Source organism: Enterobacter sp. RHBSTW-00318 (assembly GCF_014101375.1).
Taxonomy (GTDB): Bacteria; Pseudomonadota; Gammaproteobacteria; order Enterobacterales; family Enterobacteriaceae; genus Enterobacter; species Enterobacter ludwigii.
The window spans coordinates 4,899,184-4,922,664 of sequence record NZ_JABXQH010000001.1 but is presented as its reverse complement, the minus strand read 5'-3'; the positions used below and the strand labels follow the sequence as shown (position 1 = coordinate 4,922,664).

22 protein-coding genes and 3 tRNA genes are annotated in these 23,481 nt (G+C 51.0%); 2 read left to right on the top strand and 23 right to left on the bottom strand.

The genetic code is table 11. From position 1 onward, the window contains the following. Positions 1 to 276: 276 nt before the first annotated feature. Positions 277 to 1,479 carry a site-specific integrase gene (locus tag HV157_RS24285; protein ID WP_032665669.1) on the bottom strand — a complete coding sequence of 401 codons (1,203 nt, stop codon included), beginning with the start codon at positions 1,477 to 1,479 and terminating at the stop codon, positions 277 to 279. Positions 1,480 to 1,559: 80 nt separating this feature from the next. Here HV157_RS24285 and HV157_RS24280 point away from each other — a divergent pair, with 80 nt between their 5' ends. Further along, positions 1,560 to 2,300, top strand: a complete 741-nt coding sequence (locus HV157_RS24280; RefSeq protein ID WP_047731771.1) for a hypothetical protein — start codon at positions 1,560 to 1,562, stop codon at positions 2,298 to 2,300. Positions 2,301 to 2,541: 241 nt separating this feature from the next. Here HV157_RS24280 and HV157_RS24275 read toward each other — a convergent pair. From HV157_RS24275 to uvrY, 6 genes are all read right to left on the bottom strand, one after another. Continuing rightward, positions 2,542 to 2,628: transfer RNA gene (locus HV157_RS24275), tRNA-Leu, on the bottom strand. Positions 2,629 to 2,639: 11 nt separating this feature from the next. After that, positions 2,640 to 2,713, bottom strand: a tRNA-Cys gene (locus HV157_RS24270). Between the two features lie 46 nt (positions 2,714 to 2,759). Further along, positions 2,760 to 2,835, bottom strand: a tRNA-Gly gene (locus HV157_RS24265). 152 nt (positions 2,836 to 2,987) lie between these two features. Continuing rightward, positions 2,988 to 3,536 (bottom strand): CDP-diacylglycerol--glycerol-3-phosphate 3-phosphatidyltransferase, encoded by a 549-nt coding sequence (gene pgsA / locus HV157_RS24260; RefSeq protein ID WP_014170706.1) that lies wholly within the window; start codon positions 3,534 to 3,536, stop codon positions 2,988 to 2,990. Positions 3,537 to 3,592: 56 nt separating this feature from the next. Further along, positions 3,593 to 5,425: an excinuclease ABC subunit UvrC gene (uvrC, locus tag HV157_RS24255; protein ID WP_014170707.1), complete on the bottom strand. Its 1,833-nt coding sequence runs from the start codon at positions 5,423 to 5,425 to the stop codon at positions 3,593 to 3,595. Continuing rightward, positions 5,422 to 6,078: a UvrY/SirA/GacA family response regulator transcription factor gene (uvrY, locus tag HV157_RS24250; protein ID WP_013096026.1), complete on the bottom strand. Its 657-nt coding sequence runs from the start codon at positions 6,076 to 6,078 to the stop codon at positions 5,422 to 5,424. Before uvrY ends, uvrC begins: the two co-directional genes overlap by 4 nt. Positions 6,079 to 6,544: 466 nt before the next feature. On the opposite strand from uvrY, the gene HV157_RS24245 reads away from it, so the two are divergent. After that, positions 6,545 to 6,769, top strand: a complete 225-nt coding sequence (locus HV157_RS24245; protein ID WP_003859644.1) for a DUF2594 family protein — start codon at positions 6,545 to 6,547, stop codon at positions 6,767 to 6,769. Positions 6,770 to 6,835: 66 nt separating this feature from the next. Here the strand turns inward: HV157_RS24245 and sdiA are convergent, their stop codons facing one another. The 16 genes from sdiA to HV157_RS24165 all read right to left on the bottom strand — a co-directional run bounded on the left by sdiA (position 6,836) and on the right by HV157_RS24165 (position 23,429). After that, complete coding sequence (gene sdiA / locus HV157_RS24240; protein ID WP_014170708.1) at positions 6,836 to 7,558, bottom strand: transcriptional regulator SdiA; 723 nt, start codon at positions 7,556 to 7,558, stop codon at positions 6,836 to 6,838. A 221-nt stretch (positions 7,559 to 7,779) separates the two neighbouring features. Next, positions 7,780 to 8,532, bottom strand: a complete 753-nt coding sequence (gene tcyN, locus HV157_RS24235; RefSeq protein ID WP_032678456.1) for an L-cystine ABC transporter ATP-binding protein TcyN — start codon at positions 8,530 to 8,532, stop codon at positions 7,780 to 7,782. Beyond that, on the bottom strand, positions 8,529 to 9,197 hold the full coding sequence (gene tcyL / locus HV157_RS24230) for a cystine ABC transporter permease (RefSeq protein ID WP_014170710.1): 669 nt from the start codon (positions 9,195 to 9,197) through the stop codon (positions 8,529 to 8,531). The genes tcyN and tcyL overlap by 4 nt, the downstream gene beginning before the upstream one ends. A 20-nt stretch (positions 9,198 to 9,217) precedes the next feature. Then, positions 9,218 to 10,204, bottom strand: a complete 987-nt coding sequence (gene dcyD, locus HV157_RS24225; RefSeq protein ID WP_020883351.1) for a D-cysteine desulfhydrase — start codon at positions 10,202 to 10,204, stop codon at positions 9,218 to 9,220. Positions 10,205 to 10,311: 107 nt separating this feature from the next. Then, positions 10,312 to 11,112, bottom strand: a complete 801-nt coding sequence (gene tcyJ, locus HV157_RS24220; protein ID WP_020883350.1) for a cystine ABC transporter substrate-binding protein — start codon at positions 11,110 to 11,112, stop codon at positions 10,312 to 10,314. Positions 11,113 to 11,198: 86 nt separating this feature from the next. After that, positions 11,199 to 11,750 (bottom strand): flagella biosynthesis regulatory protein FliZ, encoded by a 552-nt coding sequence (gene fliZ, locus HV157_RS24215; protein WP_014170713.1) that lies wholly within the window; start codon positions 11,748 to 11,750, stop codon positions 11,199 to 11,201. A gap of 54 nt (positions 11,751 to 11,804) precedes the next feature. Next, complete coding sequence (locus tag HV157_RS24210) at positions 11,805 to 12,524, bottom strand: RNA polymerase sigma factor FliA (protein ID WP_014170714.1); 720 nt, start codon at positions 12,522 to 12,524, stop codon at positions 11,805 to 11,807. 148 nt (positions 12,525 to 12,672) lie between these two features. Beyond that, positions 12,673 to 13,410 (bottom strand): class I SAM-dependent methyltransferase, encoded by a 738-nt coding sequence (locus HV157_RS24205; RefSeq protein WP_032680753.1) that lies wholly within the window; start codon positions 13,408 to 13,410, stop codon positions 12,673 to 12,675. Next, positions 13,407 to 13,859 carry a GNAT family N-acetyltransferase gene (locus tag HV157_RS24200; protein WP_047355476.1) on the bottom strand — a complete coding sequence of 151 codons (453 nt, stop codon included), beginning with the start codon at positions 13,857 to 13,859 and terminating at the stop codon, positions 13,407 to 13,409. Before HV157_RS24200 ends, HV157_RS24205 begins: the two co-directional genes overlap by 4 nt. Continuing rightward, on the bottom strand, positions 13,856 to 14,821 hold the full coding sequence (locus tag HV157_RS24195) for a hypothetical protein (RefSeq protein ID WP_040017822.1): 966 nt from the start codon (positions 14,819 to 14,821) through the stop codon (positions 13,856 to 13,858). The genes HV157_RS24200 and HV157_RS24195 overlap by 4 nt, the downstream gene beginning before the upstream one ends. Beyond that, positions 14,815 to 15,777 carry a glycosylase gene (locus HV157_RS24190; protein WP_032680750.1) on the bottom strand — a complete coding sequence of 321 codons (963 nt, stop codon included), beginning with the start codon at positions 15,775 to 15,777 and terminating at the stop codon, positions 14,815 to 14,817. Before HV157_RS24190 ends, HV157_RS24195 begins: the two co-directional genes overlap by 7 nt. Position 15,778: 1 nt before the next feature. Then, positions 15,779 to 16,477: a WbqC family protein gene (locus tag HV157_RS24185; RefSeq protein WP_032680749.1), complete on the bottom strand. Its 699-nt coding sequence runs from the start codon at positions 16,475 to 16,477 to the stop codon at positions 15,779 to 15,781. Positions 16,478 to 16,489: 12 nt separating this feature from the next. Continuing rightward, positions 16,490 to 17,644 (bottom strand): DegT/DnrJ/EryC1/StrS family aminotransferase, encoded by a 1,155-nt coding sequence (locus HV157_RS24180; protein WP_032680748.1) that lies wholly within the window; start codon positions 17,642 to 17,644, stop codon positions 16,490 to 16,492. A 3-nt stretch (positions 17,645 to 17,647) separates the two neighbouring features. Further along, the gene (locus HV157_RS24175; protein ID WP_182269054.1) at positions 17,648 to 20,983 is read right to left on the bottom strand and encodes a bifunctional class I SAM-dependent methyltransferase/glycosyltransferase; all 3,336 of its coding nucleotides are present in this window, start codon (positions 20,981 to 20,983) and stop codon (positions 17,648 to 17,650) included. A 27-nt stretch (positions 20,984 to 21,010) separates the two neighbouring features. Next, the gene (locus tag HV157_RS24170) at positions 21,011 to 22,429 is read right to left on the bottom strand and encodes a hypothetical protein (protein WP_182269053.1); all 1,419 of its coding nucleotides are present in this window, start codon (positions 22,427 to 22,429) and stop codon (positions 21,011 to 21,013) included. 163 nt (positions 22,430 to 22,592) lie between these two features. Beyond that, positions 22,593 to 23,429 (bottom strand): flagellin, encoded by an 837-nt coding sequence (locus HV157_RS24165; RefSeq protein ID WP_028013689.1) that lies wholly within the window; start codon positions 23,427 to 23,429, stop codon positions 22,593 to 22,595. Positions 23,430 to 23,481: the final 52 nt, after the last annotated feature.

The following is a 23,481-nucleotide window of genomic DNA, read 5'->3' as shown; positions in this document are numbered from 1 at the left end:
CTTTCATAATATCCACAATCCTTGCAGATAAGCACTGGCGCATTATTCCTTTCACGCTGTTTAAGGAATCCAAATAGACGCTGTATCGCCCTGATGATTTCTTTAAGCAATTCTGGTAATTGCTCCGGGCTAATATAACCGGATGTCGATGTCAGAAACCGGTCATCGCGAGTCACCTTTGCTATATTTCCGGCAGTTTCTGTGACTGTATTCCGACTACCGCACTTAGGGCACTTTAACGGCATAATCATTCTCCACGTTTAAGAGATGCAAAAATCACTGTTCTTTACTGGTAGCTACGGGGGGTAAAAGAAGGTCGGTAACACCCTGCCCGGTCTGACGCATTCGCTCTGGTGTCAGTTTTGCGTAGCGCTCCGTACTCTGAATACTGGCATGCGCAAGCTGGGCTTTAACGTCATACAGACTGTACTGTCCGCTGGAGACAAGTAATGATGCGACGGAATGGCGCGTAGTGTGGAAACAGACTTCACTTTTATCTATCCCGCACTCTGCCAGTATTTTTTCATAGGCCCACCGGGGTTCTGATATTGGTTTTCCATTATCTTTTACGGCAAACAGATAGGGGTTGCTGCCAGCCCGTGGGATCGAATCAATAATAGATAATGCAACATCACTGAGATACACAGTTCTGCTGCGACCATTCTTAGTATAAGGAATGAATAACGACCTGTTATCCCGATCAATATGTTTGTGCATGACATTCAGCATTTCTGATTTGCGTGTACCGGTTAACAGCAGCATGGCTATCAGTCCCCCGGCTGCCTTATTGGGGTATCGTGCCGCAGCGTCGAGGATCCTTCTGATCTCATCGGCGTCAAAAAAGCGCGTCCGCTGATTATTCTCCTTCAGCAAAGGGATCTTATCGGCTTCATTCTTCTCCAGGACATCCTGTCGTAGCGCATAACGCCCCATAGTTTTCAGAATAGCCAGTGCCCTGTTACAGGTAGACGGTGCATACTGCTGGCCGTGAATACGACCCTCAAGCATGTCGAAAAGCACCTGCTGGATTTCCCGGGCCCGAAGGTCACAGTAACGTATCTTCCCCAGACAAGGTTCAATGTATTGCGTGAAACGCTGAACATCCTTATCCCAGGACTTTTTATGGCGTTTGATGAACGGAACATAGGTCTGGTGAAAAAACTCACTAAGCGTTGGCATAGCACGATAATTATCGCGTTCTGCCTTAGGGTCATTTCCCAGTGCAATCGCCTCCTTGTGACGGCGGGCTATCTGACGGGCTGTCCCCACATCAATTTCAGGGAATCTGCCAATACTGATACTTTTTTTGGTACCGTGGAATGTGTATCGCAGGAGGAAACGTTTGTTACCCGTTCGACCTGAGAGACATTTGAGGCCGATAACTTCGGTATCAGATACCTCAAGCTCTGTAGATCTGGTATCTGTGTTTGCCGGAAGGGCTTTGATGGATGAATTGGTGAATCGGAAGGATTTTTGCATATTTATCCTCATGTATCTGATTGATATCATGAAAATAATATATATTTGAAGGTGTTTTTATTACGGGGCAGGATTGAAGAATGGAAAAGCTATTAGACGCGTACAAACGGATATTGCAGGAAGTTAACGCCCAGTCATTTAACCTGAATGAGGATAAATACTCAGGCGTATTTTTACCCGTACCCTTTGAAGAATACTGGCATTCACCGATAAAAATCATGCTGGTTGGACGTGAAACCGCAGACTGGAATACGCTGAATGGTAAGAATACGATATCACGGGTGTTGGGACTTATACCTGACGTCACCATCGGTCAAGTGGTTGAAGAAGCTGTAGATCGTTACAGGAAACATCTTCCGGTACAAAATTATGGCACCACCAACCTCAAATCACGTAGCCGCTTCACGCAGTATCATTTCCGGCTGGCCCGGGAGCTTAATATTCCTCCTCAGGCTATCGTGTATGCCAATCTACTGGCGTGGGATTACGATGGGCTGACACCTCTCACCCGACCTGTAAATGAAGTGCAGGAAGTCATATTAGCCTCACTGAAACTGCTGGCGGTACAAATTAAACACCTTGAACCAAATTTCATCATCTTTGCATCCGGAGCCCGGAGAACAGACTACATCATAAAACAAGTGCTTACTGAGTTAGGCGGCTATGAGACTTCTTCAGTCATACCGGGGAAGCTGTGGGAGTTCAAAACAGGTAATGCAATCTGTTTCAGAATTGCCCATCCAAGGGCTATGCGCGGACACCAGAAGTACAGAGATGAGGTGATTGCACGAATTAAGCAACTTTGTACTCAGGGTGGCTAGAGCATTACAGCTTGCTCAGCAGGGCCCCCTTCCCGGAAGAGTACCGGAAAACAGGCAAAACGACCTGGTTCTCTATGCTGGAGGCGACACGTTCGATTCGGCATTACCACGCTGGAGATTGCAGCTCATTGCACCCCGTGAGCACAGGATATGCACAGGGCGTGAATTTCAGGCACAAAAAAACCACCCGTAGGTGGTTTCACGACACTGCTTATTGCTTTGATTATTCAGCTTTTTCCCATGGTAGCCGGAGTGGGACTTGAACCCACACAGCGCGAACGCCGAGGGATTTTAAATCCCTTGTGTCTACCGATTCCACCATCCGGCCAGGGAAGAAAGTGGAGGCGCGTTCCGGAGTCGAACCGGACTAGACGGATTTGCAATCCGCTACATAACCGCTTTGCTAACGCGCCGTAAAACTTTTTTACGCGACACCCGCTATTGCGCATGTCTTTAATCTGGAGCGGGAAACGAGACTCGAACTCGCGACCCCGACCTTGGCAAGGTCGTGCTCTACCAACTGAGCTATTCCCGCATGCCATCAAGTTAACTTCTAACCACTTGATTTCATTATCGTCCGGCTAGCTGTGCCGCCGTTCGATGCGTTGCATTCTACTGATATGACGGTATGAGTCAACGTTATTTTTTGCATCCCCGGATCGTTTGCTGAAAATTACGTCGAAACAATCACTGATCAAGCAAATCGCCACGGGCAGCGTTTAAATATTGCAGCATAGACCACAGCGTCAGTACCGCAGCAACCCACAGCAGCCCAATCCCAGCCCACTCAACCCAGGCGTTTGGACGCCAGAGCATCCAGACCAGCGAGGCCATCTGCGCGGTGGTTTTCACTTTACCAATCCACGACACCGCGACGCTGCTGCGCTTACCCAGCTCCGCCATCCACTCACGCAGCGCAGAGATGATGATCTCACGGCCAATCATGGTTGCTGCAGGCAGCGTTACCCACCACGTGTGGTAGTGCTCAGCCACCAGCACCATCGCGATAGCGACCATGACCTTATCGGCGACCGGGTCGAGGAAGGCACCGAAGCGGGTGCTTTGGTTCCAGCGGCGTGCCAGATAACCATCAAACCAGTCCGTAACCGCAGCCACCAGGAAAATCAGTGCACAGGCAAAAGGGGCCCAGACGACTGGCAGGTAAAATGCCAGTACAAAGAACGGGATAAGCACAACGCGAAAAAGAGTGAGCAACGTAGGGATATTAAATTGCATAATGACGGTAACTGTTTGTTGTCAGTAAAATTTAGCTCTATGTTGCTACAGAGCCCTCAATGTTTCAACGAGTAGTAGATCTTTTCTGCCAGCGCTTGCGAAATACCCGGCACTTTTGCAATTTCCTCCATGCTGGCATTGAGTAATCCTTGCAATCCGCCCATATATTTAAGCAACATCTGCCTGCGTTTTGGCCCGACGCCTTCGATGGTCTCAAGCGTACTGGTGTTTTTTACCTTCGCCCGTTTTTTCCGGTGCCCGCTGATGGCGTGATCGTGTGACTCATCGCGGATATGCTGGATAACATGCAGTGCCGGAGAATCCGGCGGCAGACTGAAGCCCTCCCCTTCCGGTTCGAAGAAGAGCGTCTCCAGACCGGCTTTACGATCGGCCCCTTTTGCCACACCCAGCAGCAACGGATGGTTTTTATCCCAGCTCACATCAAGTGAGTCAAAGACCGCTTTCGCCTGCCCGAGCTGCCCTTTCCCGCCGTCAATCAGTATCACATCCGGGATTTTGCTCTCTTCGATGGCTTTACCGTAGCGACGGCGCAGCACCTGGTTCATGGCGGCATAGTCATCGCCCGGCGTGATCCCGGTGATGTTATAGCGACGATATTCCGCGCGCAGCGGGCCGTTAGCATCAAACACCACGCAGGAGGCCACGGTCTGCTCGCCCATCGTGTGGCTGATGTCGAAGCACTCCATCCGTTTAACCTCCGGCAGCTTCAGAAGCGTAGCCAGTGCCGTTAAACGCTGGTGGACCGTCGATTGCTGGGACAGTTTTGTAGTAAGCGCCGTCGCCGCATTGGTCCGGGCAAGCTTCAGGTAACGCGCGCGGTCACCGCGCGGTTTGGTCTGCACGTTAACCCGACGACCAGCCAGTTCTGACAGCGAATCCGCCAAAAGCGTTTTATCGTCGAGATTGAAATCAAGCAGGATCTCCGATGGCAGCGTGCGCATCTGACTCCCCTGCAGATAGAACTGGCCGACGAAGGTTTCAACCACCTCACCCAGCTCCGTCCCCCCCGGCACTTTCGGGAAATAGCTGCGGCTCCCGAGCACTTTACCCTGACGAATAAACAGCACATGCACGCAGGCCATGCCGGCGTCAAAGGCAACGCCGATCACGTCGAGATCGTCACCGGTGTTCGAGACAAACTGTTTCTCAGTGACTCTGCGCACCGCCTGGATTTGGTCGCGGATCCGCGCGGCCTCTTCGAACTCCAGCGCTGCACTGGCTTTCTCCATCCGGGCGATCAGCTGCGTTAATACCTGATCGTCTTTCCCGGCTAAAAACAGGCGCACATACTCGACCTGCTGCGCATACTCGTCTTCACTCACCAGCCCGGCAACGCATGGCCCCAGACAGCGGCCAATCTGGTACTGCAGACACGGGCGCGAGCGATTGCGATAGACACTGTTTTCACACTGGCGAACAGGGAAGATTTTTTGCAGCAGCGCCAGCGTCTCACGTACGGCATAGCCGTTGGGAAACGGGCCGAAATATTCACCCTTGGCATGTTTTGCACCGCGGTGCATAGCAAGCCGGGGGTGCGTATCGCCACTCAGGAAGATGAACGGATAGGATTTATCATCGCGTAACAGCACGTTGTAGCGCGGCTGATAGAGCTTAATATAGTTATGCTCAAGCAGCAGCGCCTCCGTCTCGGTATGCGTGACGGTAACATCAATATTCTGTATGAGTGCGACCAGTGCTTCGGTCTTGCGGGAGGCAAGGTTACTGCGAAAATAGCTGGAGAGGCGCTTTTTGAGATCTTTCGCTTTCCCCACGTAGATAACCGTACCGCCAGCGTCATACATACGATAGACGCCAGGCTGGCTGGTTACGGTTTTCAGAAATGCTTTTGAATCGAACACATCACTCACTGACTTAACAACGTCTCCGCATTACATAAACCATGCCGGATGGCCAGATGAGTCAGTTCAACATCACCATGAATGTTCAGTTTGCTGAACATGCGATAACGATAGCTGTTCACCGTTTTCGGGCTAAGATTCAGCTGTTCCGAAATCTCATTTACCTTCTGACCTTTGGTGATCATCAGCATAATCTGTAGTTCACGCTCGGACAAACTGGCAAACGGCGATTCCGTTTTCTCGGGTTCGATCTGACTCAGGGCCATCTGCTGAGCAATGTCGGAAGCAATGTAACGCTGACCGGCAAAAACGGAACGGATAGCATTGACAACTTCCTGCGGCGCGGCACCTTTACTCAGGTAACCGGCAGCGCCCGCCTGCATCACTTTTGCAGGCAGCGGGTTTTCAGTATGCACGGTCAGCATGATGACTTTTGTATCAACAAAGGTACGCGCGATTTTGCGGGTTGCTTCAAGACCACCGATACCGGGCATGTTCATATCCATCAACACCACATCGGCCGAATTAGTGCGGCACCATTTTACGGCATCTTCGCCGCAACAAGCCTCACCAGCAACTTTAATACCTTTTATATCTTCAAGAATGCGTCGTATCCCTGCGCGCACCAGTTCGTGGTCATCAACAAGAAGGACGTTGATCAAAGGAAATGTCTCCAGAATAGGGATAACGCTACTGAGTGATAATTTGGTTTATATTAACGGTTTTCCTCACAAGATTAAAACGTTAAAAAATCGGCTATTCGATTTCGCTCTCGTTTTTGGAAATTAGGCTGTACAGAACGTGGAAAGAGAGCCCGCGCCACCAGGGCTTGTGCAGCTTTTTTTAAGCATCTGTATTCAAAAAGTTACAAAAAACCTGTCACCTGAGTCCGTAAAAAAACAGTTCTTAAATTTTTGTAACAATAATTAACGACAAGCGAACCGGGTATAAACAATTCGTCGCTATTAACGCCGCACAGTTTAGCGGCACGCGTTGTTTACGCAAATAAACATCCAGTGTAAAAGTACGAAAAACAACCGCTGCATTTTTTGCTGCGCCTTGTGGTATACTCCGCCGCCTTGACTTTCATCGTCGCGCACGAGCGCCGTTTTATAATGAGGAAAATAAATGAGCACACCTGAATTTGCCACTGCGGAGAATAACCAGGAACTGGCACAGGAAGTAAACTGCCTGAAATCGCTGCTAACGCTGATGCTACAGGCGATGGGCCAGGCTGACGCCGGTCGTGTGATCATTAAAATGGAAAAACAAATCGCGCAGATGGAAGACCAGGCGGAATCCGCGGTATTTGCCAACACCGTTAAGCAAATTAAACAAGCCTACCGCCAGTAATAAAAAACGGCTGGATGCGGTGCATTCAGCCGTTGCCTCGTCTGACACGCAGAACGTACTCTCTACTCAAATAAGCCCGGTCGCCGCCGCGTAACATGCGATCTGCGTCTTGTTAGGCGCATTGAATTTTTTCTGCATATTCTTCTGATGAAAGTTAACCGTATTCTCTGAGATGGAGAGAATGATCGCAATTTCCGCCGACGTCTTCCCTTCCGCGGTCCATTTAAGAATTTCCCGTTCACGTTTGCTGAATTTCATCTCAGGCGGCATCACCATCTCATCTTCAAATCGAATCAACGATGTTAAGGCCACTTGCACCAGCAGTTGTAACCGCAGCTCTATTTCCTCGTGGTCTAACGGGCTCTCCAGCATGCTAGTACGAGAAACCGACAGAAAACCGAGAGCATGATTCGGCAGCATCAGACACTGCGTTATTCCTGTACGTAAGCCGTGCTCCCGTGCGCTATGCCATAATTCCTCAGCATCCGCGAATAATTCGTCAGTCCAGGGCAAATGCCCCTGGATGAAATTCTCCGGTTTTAACACCGGGTCAATGGCGAAATAATTCTTCGACTGATATTGCGCCTGCCACTGTGGCGGATAAGTGGTATGCACAGAAATCTTAGGCCGCGTAAAAGGCACGGGATGGCGTACGCAGAGTGCGTAATAATCGAATTCTAGCGCCTGAGTTTGTCGCTGAAGTTCCTGATATACCTCGTCGGCACAGGTCAATTTCTGAAACCGGAGGGAGCATTCCCGTCGCCAGGTGAAAAAGTCTGAATCCTTCATACTTACTAAATGAAGCCTCTGAAATGATATTCATTATTATGGTGAATATAACCTAACACATAAAACTTATTTCTAACTACAAAATATCGGCAACAGCACAATTAACTTTACGTTTGATAAGGTTTATTGGGCCTGAGCGGAATAAAAAAACACGGTGTCGTGCGCAGGGGGAGAATAATTTGCCCCAGATGAATTTTCTGGAGCAAATTAGTGCAAAAATTCTACTGCATAAGGAATTTTTCAAGGAACTGACGGGTTCGCGGCTGCTGTGGGTTGGCAAATAAGTGTTTTGCCGGCCCCTGCTCCACGATCCTTCCCTGATCCATGAAAATGGCGCGGTCCGCCACGTCACGAGCGAAGCTCATCTCGTGGGTAACGATAACCATTGTGCGTTTCTCCTGTGCCAGCTGGCGTATGGTGTTCAGCACCTCGCCCACCAGCTCAGGGTCGAGCGCAGAGGTCGGTTCATCAAAGAGGATCACATCCGGGCGCATCGCCAGCGCGCGGGCAATCGCCACACGCTGCTGCTGACCACCTGACAGGCGGCGCGGGTAGCTGGTTTCTTTACCGGCCAGCCCGACTTTTGCGAGCAACTCGCGCGCGCGAACCGTCGCGTCCTCTTTGGCTTCCCCTTTTACAATGACCGGGCCTTCAATGATGTTCTCCAGCACCGTCCGGTGTGGGAAGAGATTGAAGTTCTGGAAAACAAAGCCCACATGCTGGCGCAACTGGCGAATCAGACCTTTTTGCTGGCTGATGGATTTGCCGGTATCAATCGTAATATTCCCCACCCGAATCGTGCCTTCTTCAGGCTGTTCAAGCAGGTTGATGCTGCGCAGCAGCGTTGTTTTCCCGGAACCACTCGGGCCGATAATAGCGACCACTTCGCCCTGCTCAACCTCCAGATCAATCCCGTGGAGCACCGTTTGACCGTGGAATTTTTTCACCAGGTTTTTAAGGTCGATAGCACTCATTTTGGATCACGCTCCTGGCGGTTAAGCTGGTTTTCGAAATAGTTTTGCAAGGCGGATAACACCGTCGCCATTACCCAGTAAATCAGCGAGGCCGCCAGATACATGGTGAACACTTCCAGGGTGCGCGAGGTAATAAGCTGCGCCTGACGGAACAGTTCCGGTACCTGAATGGTGGCCGCCAGCGACGTGTCTTTCACCAGGCTGATAAAGCTGTTGCTGAGCGGCGGAAGCGCCACACGCGCCGCCTGAGGCAGAATGGCTCTGCGCAGCGTTTGCCAGGGCGTCATACCGATACTGGCCGCCGCTTCCCACTGCCCTTTATCAATGGACGAGATTGCCGCACGCAGCGTTTCAGAGGTGTATGCCGCCGTATTGAGCGACAAACCAATCATCGCCGCGGGGATCGGATCCAGCTCAATACCAAACTGCGGTAAACCGTAGTAGATCATAAAGAGCTGCGCGATAAGCGGCGTGCCGCGAAACACAGAGATATAAAAACGCGCCACCCAGCGTACTGGTAAGACGGGTGACATACGCATTAAGGCCAGCACAAACCCGAGTACCAGACCGAAGAACATCCCGCCAATACTGAGCTGTAACGTAAATACCGCACCTTTAAGCAGGTACGGCAGGGAATCAATAACCAGTTGAATACTTTCTTGCATTATTATTTTTCGACCTGATTTTAGACATGAGGATGGTAGGCAAACAGCGCAGGTGCCCCGCCGGTGTGAACAAACAAAATCGGCCCTTCATCCTTAAAGCGCTTCTGTTCAATGCCATCGATAAGACCGGCCATCGCTTTGCCCGTATACACGGGATCAAGCAGTATACCCTCGAGGCGCGCCAGCAATTTCACCGCGTCCATCCCCTCTTCATTAGGCGTGCCGTAGCCTGGTGCAAAATAGTCGTCCCAGAGCTGGATATCAGCCGTTGCCTTCAACGCCAGTTGCTCTGCCACCGCCTGCTGTAAGGTGACCACTTTCGGCTTCTGGTCCGCGACGCTACGCGATACCGTCACGCCAATAAGCTCGACATCGGGTAATAATTGCTCCAGACCTACCGCCAGCCCTGCGTGGGTACCTGCACTGCCGGAAGCAACAACGACAGAAGAGAGGCTGACCGCTCCCTCGCATTGCTGGGCAATCTCCAGCGCACTTTCCACATACCCCAGCGCGCCCAGCGCATTCGAGCCGCCGACAGGAATAACGTAGGGACGAAAACCCTGCGCTTCCAGACGCGTCGCCAGTTCATCAAGTTGTGCGGTCGGGTCGGTTAATGCCTCGACCATTTCGACTTGTACGTTAAACAGATCCAGCAGCAGACGGTTGCCGTTAGTCAGATAGTTTTCTGCGTGCGTTCCAATTGGGTTTTCCAGCAATGCCACACAGTGGAGACCCAGCTTTGCGGCCACCGCGGCGGTCTGGCGGACATGGTTAGACTGAATGGCACCTGCGGTAATGAGCGTATCCGCGCCTTCACGCAGGGCGTCAGCGGCCAGAAACTCCAGCTTACGCAGCTTATTGCCCCCCATCGCCATCGGCGTAACGTCATCGCGCTTAATAAAAATATCGCGTCCTAAATAGTCAGAAAATCGCGGCAGATACTCCAGCGGAGTCGGCGCGCCGATAAACTCCAGGCGGGGAAAGCGCGTTAAATTCTGTAGTGACATGGGTTCTCCGGTAACACTGACTCAATGTGATATTTTTCATTATGCACGCAGACGCGTAAGAAATAAAAAAGGCGCTTTTAAAAGCGCCTTTTTTTAACGTCAAAGACTTATTTCGTGACGTCTGCCCCGAACCACTTCTCTGAAAGGGCTTTCAGGCTGCCGTCTTTTTGCATGTCAGCAATCGCGGAGTCAATCGCTTTAACCAGGTCGTCGTTGCCTTTACGAACGGCTACACCGGATTCCTGACGAGAGAACGCATCACCGGCTACCGCCAGGGTATTGTTGGTTTTCTTCACCAGATCCAGCGCGGCCAGACGGTCAACCAGAATCGCATCAATACGACCTACGCGGAGATCCTGGTATTTTGTCGGGTCATCATCGTAAGTGCGGATATCCACACCCTGAACGTTCTGGCGCAGCCACTCTTCATAGTTGGTCCCCAGACCGACACCGACTTTTTTGCCTTTCAGGTCAGCGGCCGTTTTGATGGTGCCTTCGTTACCTTTCTTCACCAGCGCCTGGATACCGGACACGGTGTACGGCGTGGAGAAGTCATACTTCTTCTTACGCTCGTCAGAAATGGTCACCTGGTTAATCACCACATCAATACGTTTGGAATCCAGCGATGCCAGCATACCGTCCCATTTGGTCGGTTTGATGGAGGCTTTCACGCCAAGGTGTTTCGCCAGTTCCTGTGCAAATTCCACTTCAAAACCGGTGAGTTTACCGTCATCGCCCTGGAAGCTGAATGGAGGATAGGTTCCTTCCAGCCCGACCAGCAGCGTACCGCGCTCTTTCACTTTATTCAGCAGATTTTCTGCGGCGAACGTTTTCACGCTCATACCCGCGACCAGCGCGACTGCCATTACACCCATCAGCGCCTGACGACCCAGAAGTGCTAATTTCATAAATACCCCGATATAGTGGAATTTTTGAGTAGTGTAGAGAAATCACCTGCAAGGTCAAAGGCGACTGCGCTACATCTTATTCTTTTTTAATATATATCAGAAGTTGTTCCAGCGTGGGCTTTCTGCTTTATGACACCCGGCATTTGTACCTTATATTGTGCATACTTGCGCAGCGCAATGCGGTAGTTGTTGGTGCTGGTCGCAGGCAGCCACGGCTCAAGATTCTCATCCAGATAGCCGGTCTTCAACAGATCGCGGGAGATGTTGTTCACGGTGAGATGTTGTCCGAGACGGCGCAGGCGGACGACATATTCGCGTACGGTTCCGTGGCTCATCTCCGTTTGTTCAAACAGGAATTGTTTGAAGCCGATAATGTCGAAGAAGTCGCTTTGCTCTTTGCAGTGGAGATCACCGCAGAAACGGCAAAGCGCCACCCACTCTTTTTGTTCTTCGAGCCATGCTGCTTCATCCATCAACGTGTCGAGGCGTGAAATCGCGATCTTATTAACGATTTCGCCTCGACGAACCAGCGTGATACGATCGAGTAACTTGTTACAGTGGGCGCAATGCGTCTGGCTGTGTTTAAAGTCTTTCAGGTAGCGGCTTAAAGGCCGTCTTTTAGATTGCTGCACCGTCATGATAACTCCTGGTTGTCAATACGTTGTGCGGCATTTTTCAGGTGAATCAATCACCTATAACTTACCCAGCTTTGTGCGTAAACGTTTAATGGCCTGGCTGTGCAACTGGCTCACCCGAGACTCCCCCACTTCCAGAACAGCGCCAATCTCTTTGAGATTAAGCTCTTCCTGATAATAGAGGGTCAACACCAGCTGTTCGCGCTCAGGTAAAGCCTCAATCGCTTCCATTACGCGCTGGCGTAAATTACCTTCCATTAAATGGTGTAACGGGTTTTCTTGCTGATGCTCATCCGTCACCAGCTCGATGCTATCGCCATGCTCTTCTCGCCACTCGTCATAAGAGAAGAGTTGGCTATTATTGGTATCGAGCAACATCTGACGATACTCTTCAACAGCAATGCCAAGACGTTCCGCCACTTCTGTTTCCGTAGCGTTACGTCCCAGTTCCTGTTCCAGCTGCCCCATCGCATGCGCCACTTCGCGCGCGTTGCGGCGAACACTGCGCGGCACCCAGTCGCGGCTGCGCAGCTCATCCAGCATCGCACCACGAATACGCTGAACTGCGTAAGTCGTAAATGCCGTTCCTTGCAGAGCGTCGTATCGGTCAACTGCATTCAATAACCCGATACCGCCCGCCTGTAGCAGATCGTCAAGTTCCACGCTCGCCGGCAAACGCACCTGGAGGCGCAATGCTTCGTGACGCACCAGTGGGACATAACGCTGCCACAGCGAGTGTTTATCCATTACACCTTCAGCGGTATAGAGTGAATTCACGATAAACAGCCCTGCGTTAGTTGAGTTATCGGCATGATTATCCGATTCTGCAGGGCGTTCAATTGGATGAATAGTGGGTAAAATAAGGGGTTATTTGGGGGTTACCGATGCATGCAGGGATAACATGCATCCTGTGGTAAGGATAACGTCAGCCTTTTTTACATAGCAAGAATATACTTGAACATAAATCAGGGTATTGATGGCCTAACTCGTAGCACCCCTCAAGATATTGCTTTGAGATGATATCTGTCTGTAAAAGTTTGTCCCACTGGAAATTAGCGAGCGCCTTGAAAAAAATACCCGTGCGATAAACAACGTTAAGTCCCGCAAGACGGGCATCTCTTTCAAGAGTATCCAGAGAATAAGTACAACGATGGCCATGCTGAAACTCAGCCTCCGTCACCGCACTGTTATGCGAGATTAAGTTCATTTTTACGGCAATCTGTCGGGAGGCGGCATGCGCATTTGGACAAACCAGAAAAAAGTGGCCTTCATCCGTTAACCATTCATTATTAATGCGTTTTAAGAGGTTAACGGGATCGTCAATATGCTCCAGCACATGGGTGAGAATAATATTGTCATAACGCTCCGGCAGTTCAACATCCTCAAAGCGGGAATGCACAAACGAGACATTTTCCCCCAGGCGCTTACTGGCGATATTCATCGCCTCTGCCGAGGCTTCCACGCAGGTGATGTCGCTGAATTTTTCGGTCAATCGTGCGGTAAAATCACCTTTAAAACTACCAAGTTCAAGTAAATTACCCGGCTTAAAAAATGGTGTGAATGCACGGATCATAAAAGGGTGCATCACATCAAAATCAAAGTTATAGGCATACTGATGATCGGCAGTATCTTTGATTTCCAGATTGTAATCACGAAGGGTCATGTTGTTATCTCACTGTGCAAAGTCATGGTTATCTTTGAAGCGTTTGATCTGCCGAAGATAAATCCATGCTTTAGATATAAATGTTGTGCCGACACGTTATTCTTATCGACTTCAAGATTAATTTCCATCACACCCAGGGACTGTAGATGTTCAATGCTTTGAATTAATAGCTTGCTACCCACACCGCAATGCTGGGCGTCAGGCAAAACGGAAACATGAGTAATAAATCCCTGCTGACGCTGCGCGTTATAATAGGCTGCAACCAGTCCGGTGAGCGTGTTGTTATGCCAGGCTTCGGTTCGCCATGCCCGCTCCGCTATTTTTTTGGCATAGTCCTGCAACGCGATTATTTCGGTAATAGACGCGACAAAAAGCGGGTCACACTGATTAAAGTGTTCGACGATCTCCTCCGGTGAGGCACGGTTCTGGCAAAACGCCCAGCAATTCATAACACCAGTTCCGCCAGGCCAAATCCTGCTTTGCCAAACGCGTTACCGTTATAAAGCAAATAAACTTTCTCATCGCAGCGGAACAGATGGGGATAGCACTGCATTTCGCTGTCCCAGTCATTCACGGACGCGAGCGACGCCATCTGGCTGTCGTCACGATGCCAGTGGTGTAAATCATCAGACCAGGCATAGCCCAGACGATAGCCGCGCCCCTGCTCTGTGCGGAAATCGAAACACTCACGGAAGCAAAAGACCATATGATAACGGCCATTGATTTCAATCACCGTCGGCAGTGCCTGGCATTCATCGTCCCCCAGTACGGAAGGGATAATTTGCTGGCTGTCACGCTGCCAGTGGATGCCATCGTGTGATTCCGCATGAGCAATTTTATAGATGCGATCCGGAACCGAATCCGGTGTGCGCTTCTTCCAGCCCGTTCCAAAGATGTACCACATGTGGAAACGTTCACGGGTATGTATAACAAAGGCATCTCCCACTAAGTGTGGCTCGTGCAATGAGGGGCCCATCACGGGCCCAGTACCGAAACGGGTGAAGTGTTCGCCATTGTCTGTGCTTACCGCAAAACCAATGGCTGTATCAACCGAGACCGAAACGCGACGATTCCAGCCCGTCGTCCATGCCATGATTTTTCCTTCATGACGCAGAACGTTACAAGGGAAAATACCGTGCTCATCGAATGTGCCCAACTCAGCAGATGCTATCACCGGCTCGGGACTGATACGAAGCACCTCCCGCAAAGATTTATCCATATCCACATAGCAGACACGGCTAATAAACTTTGCTGAATTCGCCTCCCGCTCACGCGTGGAAAAGTAGATTCGGACAAAGTCATTAAACACCAGCGCTTGCGGAGACTGGGCAAAACCCACCCCATTTGCCAGAGGAGGAACCTGTGAAGGCGAATAGATAAGCCCGTGCTTACGCCATTTCAGGGTCAGCATAATTTGCCCTCAAGTTGTGCCAGGCCAAAGCCATAGCGGCCCACCTGATCCCCCAGATAAGCCATGTAAATATTGCCATCGAGTTCAAAAACGTGTGGGTAGCTGATCATTTCTGCATCCCATCCGGAAGCAGAAACGTCAATGCCAGCTTTGCTATCATCCCGGTGCCACGACATCATATCCAGACTCCACGCGTAGCCGATGCGGTAACCGTTCTGCTTTCCGCGGTAATGGGCGCTGTAGCGGTAGCAAAAAAACATATGGTATTTGCCGTTGGCGTAAAAGACATCCGGGCTGGCCTGTGCCTCGTCCTCTTCGATACGGCTGGGGATCAGATCTTTATTCAGCTTCGTCCAGTTGATGCCATCTTCAGATGTCGCCATGCGAATCTTGTAGACCGGCTCTGCGCGGCCATCCACCCATTTCCATTTGCGACCAGCAATATAAAAAAGCTGCCATTGGTTATTGAATCTTCGAATTTTCGGCCCACTCATTACAAACGGCTCATCCGGAGAGTAACCGATTGCTGGCCCCGGACCCGCTTTAACAAAGGTCTCCCCCTGGTCATGGCTTACTGCCATGCCAATTGCCACGTTGAACGGCACCGATTCGCAGCGAGTCCAGCCTGCATACCAGGCTTTTACCACATCCTTATCGCGCATCACGGAGACGGGATAGGTACCAAATTCGTCAAATTCTCCGTATCCACCCAGCGGGAGAATCGGTTCACGGGCAAAGCGCAATACCTGGAAGAGATCGTCACGAGCCAAATCCACCCAAGCGGAATAGCTGACATATTTCCCCTGTTCATCAGCAGGCGGGCGGCAGGAGAAATAGACACGCACGAAATCATCAAAGATCAGCGTCGCAGGGGCCTGAGCAAACTCTTTAAGCCAAGGGAGATGAGTCACCTCCTGCGGGGTAAAGACCTTACCCAATTTTTTCCATGTAAACATATTAAATTAACTCATAACCAAGTTGCAGGCGACGAACCACCTCATCGCGAGAGTTAAACATCATGACGTCAATAATGGACAGCCAGGGAATAAACGCCGCGTCAGAATGCGGGTAGTGCCACGGTTGCGGCTGGATAAATTGCAGCTGAAGCCCGCGTTCGACAAAATCCTGCCGGGAATAGAGCGCCATGCCCCCCGGGGGGTTAATATACGTACGGACGTTCATCACCTGACAAATATCGATGACGCGATCCTGAGACTTTAACGCGTGATTCGCCGGTAACGAAGACGAGACAATTAGCTCACACGAGAAGCCAAAATAGTCCCGCAACCGGTTCAGGCCCAGCCACAGATAATTAAAAAGATTATCCTCCGGGTTCTGAATAATCTCCTCAACGATCGGCATTACCGCGGAAAATGAGGGTGCGTGGCGATACGCACCGACAATTTGATTGCACAGCTTATTGCGGTCAAATGCTGCTGAGAGCTGCCGCTCCCTGATATCCAGAAAGTCCGAGTCTTTTTTTAGTGGCAGCGAGATTAATGACTCCGCACCGCGAACCTGAATACGGTTACGGTTAATCCACCCTTTTTTCGTGTACTTGATGTTGTCATACACCACGAAAGCATCCACTGCCGCCATCAGTTGGAAATAGCCGCAATACGGGAAAAAATAGGGTTGCATGATCGCCAGCTTCATCGGTTTTCTTTCCTATCCATTGACCACAAGCGCAGGCTCTGCCGCACGGGCGGCATTGATAAAGAGTTCCTGGATAATCTCAATAATACGACGTTGATCGGCCACCAGTAGTCCGGGATAGATGGGCAGGCAGAGCACCGCATGAGAAATTTCATCGGCAACCGGGAGATGTTGTGCATTCGCCGTCGGGAAGTGGCGATACATCGGGAACGCGCTGATAAGCGGATAGAAATAACGGCGGGCATAGATATTATGCTTGCGTAATTCCGAATAGATAGCATCCCGGCTGACCGCCGAATCTTCGCGAATAAGTACCGGGAAGTAGGAGTAATTCCATTCAATATTACTGGCAGGTTTAATGTACTCCAGCGCCGGAAGAGCGGAATCGAGCAGTTCAACGTAACGTTGATAAATAACCGCGCGTTCCTGCAGCGCACTGTCAATATACTTTAACTGCAGCAGCCCCATGGCCGCCTGCACTTCATTCATTTTGGCGTTAATACCCGGCGCCATCACAATGGTTTCATCGGCAAAACCAAAGTTTTTAAGATAATCGATGCGCTGCTTGGTTTTGGCATCATGGCAAATAATGGCCCCCCCTTCGAAGGTATTAAACACCTTTGTGGCATGGAAGCTCAGTACGGACAGATCGCCATAATTGAGAATGCTGGCGTTATCTTGTTTGACGCCGAAACAGTGGGCCGCATCGTAAATCACCTTCAGTCCATAGGTATCGGCAATCTTCTGGATGCGTTCCATATCGCACGGAATACCATAGCAGTGGACTGGCATGATCGCCGTCGTTTTAGGCGTAATCAGTTCTTCAATGCGATCCGGATCGATATTAAAAGTGGCGGGGTCAATATCAGCAAACACCGGTGTTAAATCATTCCACAGCAGGCTGTGAGACGTGGCGACAAAAGAGTATGGCGTGGTGATCACTTCACCGGTTATACGCAATGTCTGAAGCGCCGTCAGCAACGCGAGCGTGCCGTTGGAGAACAGGCAGACATGTTTTACCCCAAGATACGCCGCCAGCGCCTCTTCCAGTTGCTGATGGAATTGCCCGCTGTTGGTCAAAATTTTACTTTCCCACAAGGTCTCCAGGTAAGGGATGAACTCCTCAAGGGGCGGAAGAAGTGGACTGGTAACGTAGACATTTTTCATAAGTTAATCCTCAGTACCTGATACCTGGAAACTGCGGGGTGCTTCATCAGCACACCATTTTCGCCAGGCCCCGCGCAGGGCCTGCTGGAAAGGAATCGCCACATTGCTCTGGCTCTGGAGTGGGATTGTGCTCCGCATGCTTTGACGCAAAGCGCTGAGGGTTTCCAGTCGGGTTTGCCAGCTAACGGCCTTGTCGAAATAGTCTTGCTGACTTTCCGCCACAAACTCATCCAGCCCGTAAATATGCAAGATCTCCAGCCCCTGCCGCGCGGGATAGGTTGCGCCTGCCAGGGTAAGCGTCGGGACGCCCATCCATATGCCATGACTGGTGGTGGTTCCCCCGTTGTACGGGAAGGAATCAAGCAACATGTCTACCTCATGATGCATATGAAGATACGACTCCAGTCCCGTCGTTTTACGGAAGATAAGCTGCTCATCCGATACGCCCAGCGCATTGAGCTTTTTGCGGTAGCGGGCGATCATCGCATCGTCATCCATAAAACCAATCAGCAAACGTGACGTGGCGTTATGCAGCAGAATGCGCGCCCACAACGCAAAGACCTGGTCATTCAATTTTTTCGGGCGGTTGAAACTACCGTAGGTAAACCAGCCGTTCGTAAGGGCTGGCAAGGCATTGACGTCAGGGCTGGAAGCATCCGGCTCAAAGAAGTTATCGAGTGGAATCGCGATCAGCTTTTCAGTGAACTGAGCGTCTATCGCAGCATTCCTGACAAACCCGGTGCTGATAATGCGGTAATCCATCTGCCGCATCCCGGTCGTGCCCGGGTAACCGAGCCAGGTGATTTGCACCGGCGCAGGCTTAAAGGCAAACGCGGGTAAACGCGTCCCGGTGGTATGACCCGAGAGATCAAAAAGAATATCAATCCCGTCGCTGTGGATCTGTTTTGCCAGCTCAACGTTATTGAGATGGGTAACAGATAACCACTTCGTCGAGGTGTTACGGAAGTGCTCCGTGACGGCATCATCTTTATCCAGCGTACTATATCCGTAGAGGGAAAACCGCTCCCGATCCATGCCGTCCCAGAACGGGCGCAGGAAGCGGCTTACGGGATGGTTACGGAAGTCTCCGGAGACAAAGCCGACGCGCAACGGCCGCTCAGGATCCTTACTACCCTGCCACGGCAGCGCCAGGTCGAAGTTTGTCGCCCACTCGGTCACCAGTTCACCATAGGCAAGATGGCGATTGAAAAGCACTTCCGGCGAGACAGAAAAATCGTGGGTAAGAACAAACAGCAGGCTGGTGAAACAGTCAAAATCACCCGGCGCAAACTCGAGCGATTTCTCGAGGAAATAGCGTGCTTCCGTCAGTTTCTGATTATCACTGAGAATAATGCCCATCATCGCGAGATGCAGCGGATTCGTGGCGTTATAGCGCAACGATTCCCTGGCGCAGCGTTCAGCCATGGCCATATTGCGACGCGCATGATAAACCACCGCCAGCGTATTCCAGAATGACGCATTATGTTTATTCAACCGCAGCAGCGCCTGCAGGATCCGGGCGGCATAATGCAGCTCACCTTTTTTCTGCAGCACGGTTGCCAGGTCGAACCAGATATCCTGCCCGGCAGAGTAGCAGCTCATGAGCTGGCAGAGTGCCAACAGAGCCTCGTCCCAGTCGCCCATCAGCAGGCTTGCACGGGAAGAGCAGCGAAGCAGATGCAGATTATGAGGATCGTTTTCAATCTGTCCCGTAATGTAATCGCGCGCATCTTTCGCCAGACCTGCGGCAATCAGCGCGTTTACGTTTTGGTAAATGAGATCGATGCCAGGATCCTGTTCATCCCTCTCCCCTGCCATAATCTGCGCGTCAACAAGTAAACCGCCCTGTTGCGATCCGACATTAAGCAGTAAAAGCGTATCAATGTTGCTTTTAAGGTAGTCGACATCCCCCAGACGCAAAAAACGCTGCAGTGCTTTGCGCCAAGCTTCAGGGGTACCTTTCAATAGTCCTTTCGCCTTCAGTGCAGAAAAGCACTCTCGGCTTCTGGCCTGATTCATATCCATGCCGGCAATCGCGAACTCCCGTTCGTCGTCACTGAGGGTCACACGCTCTCCCCAGAGATTAAGCATGATGTCAAAGTCTTGCCCTACCAGAAGAGGAGCAATTAACGTGAGTTCACTTTCAGGCTGAACATTGTAAGGCCCCGGTGAACCCGCCCAGTGGAGCCCCGGAATTTGGTTGAGAAAGAGATCTTTTAGAGATTCAAGTACGCTCTGGGAGACATCCTCCTCTTTTTCGGGAAGACGAGCGTTGCTCACCAGTTGATCAAATGACAGGCTCAGCGGCCATGCGCCGCCAAGCAGATCGAGAATATGCAGCGTCGTGGTATTTTGCGTCGAGAAAAATTTCCCTTCAGCGTTGGTGTGAGCATTGACGATCTCGCCGCGATCGTTGCGGCAACGTCTGAAATCACCGGCCCAGTGCAGCGTGTTTAACCGGGTAAAATCCAGCGCCGCCGCGTTAACAGTATCATCACGGGAAAGCAGGCTGACGCGCTCGCGACGGTTGACGGCAAAATCGAGATATTGCTGCGCGGCAATCGATGCCTGCCCAGATGAGACCAGTGCGTGCAGCTGATGAATTTGCTCGCTAAAGCTCTCACCCGTTTCGTACTGAGGCAGCGCATCCCCCACGTAGCGCAGCCCGCAGGATGAGAGAGTATCGGTGAACTGAAGGAACTGCCCGGAGATGTGCGTGGCGCTTGCCAGGCTCTCAATAAGGGTCGTGTCGTCAACGCGCTCCATCGCGAGCACATAGTCTTTGATCTCCCCTTCCGGCTGGGTCAATGCCAGATAGCTGAGCATACCACGAGCAAAAGCAACCTTCTCATCTGACCGGCCCGCAAGGCGTGCGTGGAAGGCCAACGCATCCTGAACGTATTGTGCCGCGGATTCAGGCGGGGTAAAAATCTGGTGGATGGCAATAATGCCATACGCCGACAGGTGGCGACGACACCACTGCAACAGCGCGTCACGCTCTGGCATGCCTGCAGGAATAAAGTCCCCGCGAATAAGAATGTAATCGAACTCACCCGGTGACACGCTCAGCACATCGTTAAGACCCGCCGCAACCAGTTCAATACTGACGATACCCAGACGCTGCGCCTGCCTCTGCCCCGCTGCAATAGCGTCTTCGTTAATATCAATACCTATCCCGACACAATCAGGCCAGGCCAGCGCAGCGGATAACAACACCTCGCCCTGTCCGCAACCTAAATCCAGGACGCGTGCATTCTCAGGTGCCCCGGCAGGAAACTGATACAGGGCAGCGGCGGCCTGCAGACCCGATAGCGTGAATCGATTATCTGGATACAACATACAGAGAAAGTTCCATGAGTTCAGTGGTTAGCCAAAATAGGTTTGTTGCATCGCAGCTTTGTAGTTCTGGTACGCTTCGCCGCCTGATTTTTGCGTGGTCACTGTCCAGCTGAACGTGGCGTCGGTGTAGCGAATATCGATCAGTTTCTCCAGCGGCTCGCGATGAATGGCCATCTGCTCAACCGCAGGCAGTGCATCCAGCGCGACAGAAAGTGCGACCTGGTCGAGGAACCACTCCGCATTGCCGCGGCGTAGATTCCAGTCAATAAATGTCGCAACAAGCGACAGGTATTTACGCGAAAGCGTCCCCGGAGCCGTATAGACAAAGCCGGCGGGAACCTGCTCCCATGGCGGTGCGCCGTTACTGTAAGAGAGGACAATTTCCTTATCAGGAAGATGTTGCTTAATATCAGCCCAGTTCTTACGAACGAGACAATCTGCATCAAGAACAATAACTGGAGAGGTGAACACGCTCAGTGCATAGCTGAGGAAAACAAAACGTCTTGAGGCGTACCAGACATTGATACCAAAAACGGGCGCAATCTTTTCGGCTGTCACCGATATCACCATTCCCGGAAAATGCTGGTGCAGCGAATGAACGTGCGCCTTTGTCTCATCATCAGGGTTATAAAGATGCAGGTGAACGTTAAGCTGGTCGCCGTTGGTATGAAAGATCGAACCTAACAGCGTCAGGGCGTGATCGAAGTAATAGCGTTTGTCGCACGCTACCAGAACCGTTGTTTTTCCGTTTTCCTCTGCCGGAAGAAGCCACTCGTAGTGCGAAAAATCAGGCTCATAATCAGGCATGTTCAGGGCGGAGAAATCGATGAACGTTTCAGGGCAGCCACCCAGTTTATGAATCCCCGTGACGATCATTAGCATCGTTAACGCGTCTTCACCAATATGTTCAGGATCGGCGGTCAGCTGCTGGATAAGCGTCTGCATCTGATTAAAATCATCTTCCATCAGGCATACTAACAGCAATATTTTCATCACGGTTGGGGATGGACTCACCACCGCGTAGTAGTTTGAAATCAGGAATAAGGCGGCGTCAATTTCGTTAATACGGAAGAAAACCTGAATACCCGCCACCAGAAGATTTATGCTGTCGTCATGCTGAAGCGCCTCTACGACCCAACCGGTAATGGTTTCACTCAGCTCTTGCGAAAAGGGTGTTGGCTTGCCCTGGTTTTTAAAATCAAACGCGGCGTTTGCTGCAGCGATCGCGCACAGCATGCGCTTAACAGCGAGTTCTTTTTGTGCATCCAGATCGGTCGTTGCGTCCATGATCTGGGGTTCGAGCGTGGCAATATCAGAATTTTTATAGTGCAGGATTTCGGTTACAACATGCGCAGGCAATGCATCCGTTTCTGGCAAAAAGATTAGCCGTGAAAATTCATCACGGTAATACTGATGCAGCGATCGTGTACGCTCGAACTTGTTCATCCCGATTCTCTTAGTAAGATTGCGATTCTTACCCATCGTACAAGGGAATATTCGAGATAATGGAAGGAACACCCCCGGTAATAATGGCTTATTTCGGAGATTGTCTGGCGGGCAAAAAAAAAGGTTGCTGTCTCCAGCAACCTTTATGAAACAGACGCGGCGATTAACGCAGCAGAGACAGCATAGCCTGAGGAACCTGGTTTGCCTGAGACAGTACAGAAGTACCAGCCTGCTGCAGGATCTGCGCGCGAGACATGTTGGAAACTTCGGTAGCGTAGTCAGCGTCCTGGATACGGGACTGAGCAGCAGACAGGTTATTGATAGAGTTGTTCAGGTTGTTGATGGTAGATTCAAAACGGTTCTGAATCGCACCCATGTTAGAACGCGCGGTATCAATTTTCGCGATTGCAGCATCAGCAGCAGAGATAACAGCCTGTGCAGAGGCGTTATCGGAGATTGCAGTGCTCAGACCAGCGCTCAGGGTACCAGAGGTCGCGTTGATCAGCGCGTTGCTGTCTACAGAGATGGTGTCGTTAGCAGAAGTACCAGCACCAACCTGAATTTTCAGCGCGGTAGATACAGAGCCGTCCAGCAGTTTTTTACCGTTGAAGTTAGCTGAGCCCGCGATACGGTCGATTTCAGCCAGACGCTGTTTGATTTCAGTGTTGACGGAAGTCAGGTCAGAAGAACCGTTGGTGTCGGTAGCAGCCTGAACAGACAGCTCACGAATACGCTGTAAGTTGGTGTTGATTTCGTTCAGGTTACCTTCAGCAGTCTGAACCAGGGAGATGCCGTCGTTGGCGTTACGCGCCGCCTGGGTCATACCTTTAATCTGGGAGGTCATGCGGTTAGCAATCGCCTGGCCAGCAGCGTCATCTTTCGCGCTGTTGATACGCAGACCAGAGGACAGACGCTCGATAGCAGTGCCCAGAGAAGACTGAGATTTGTTCAGGTTGTTCTGAGTGGTCAGGGACAACAGGTTAGTATTGATAACTGCCATAATTTTAATTCCTTCAAAAATGGTTTCTAGGGTCGGTGCCTAACACTCACGG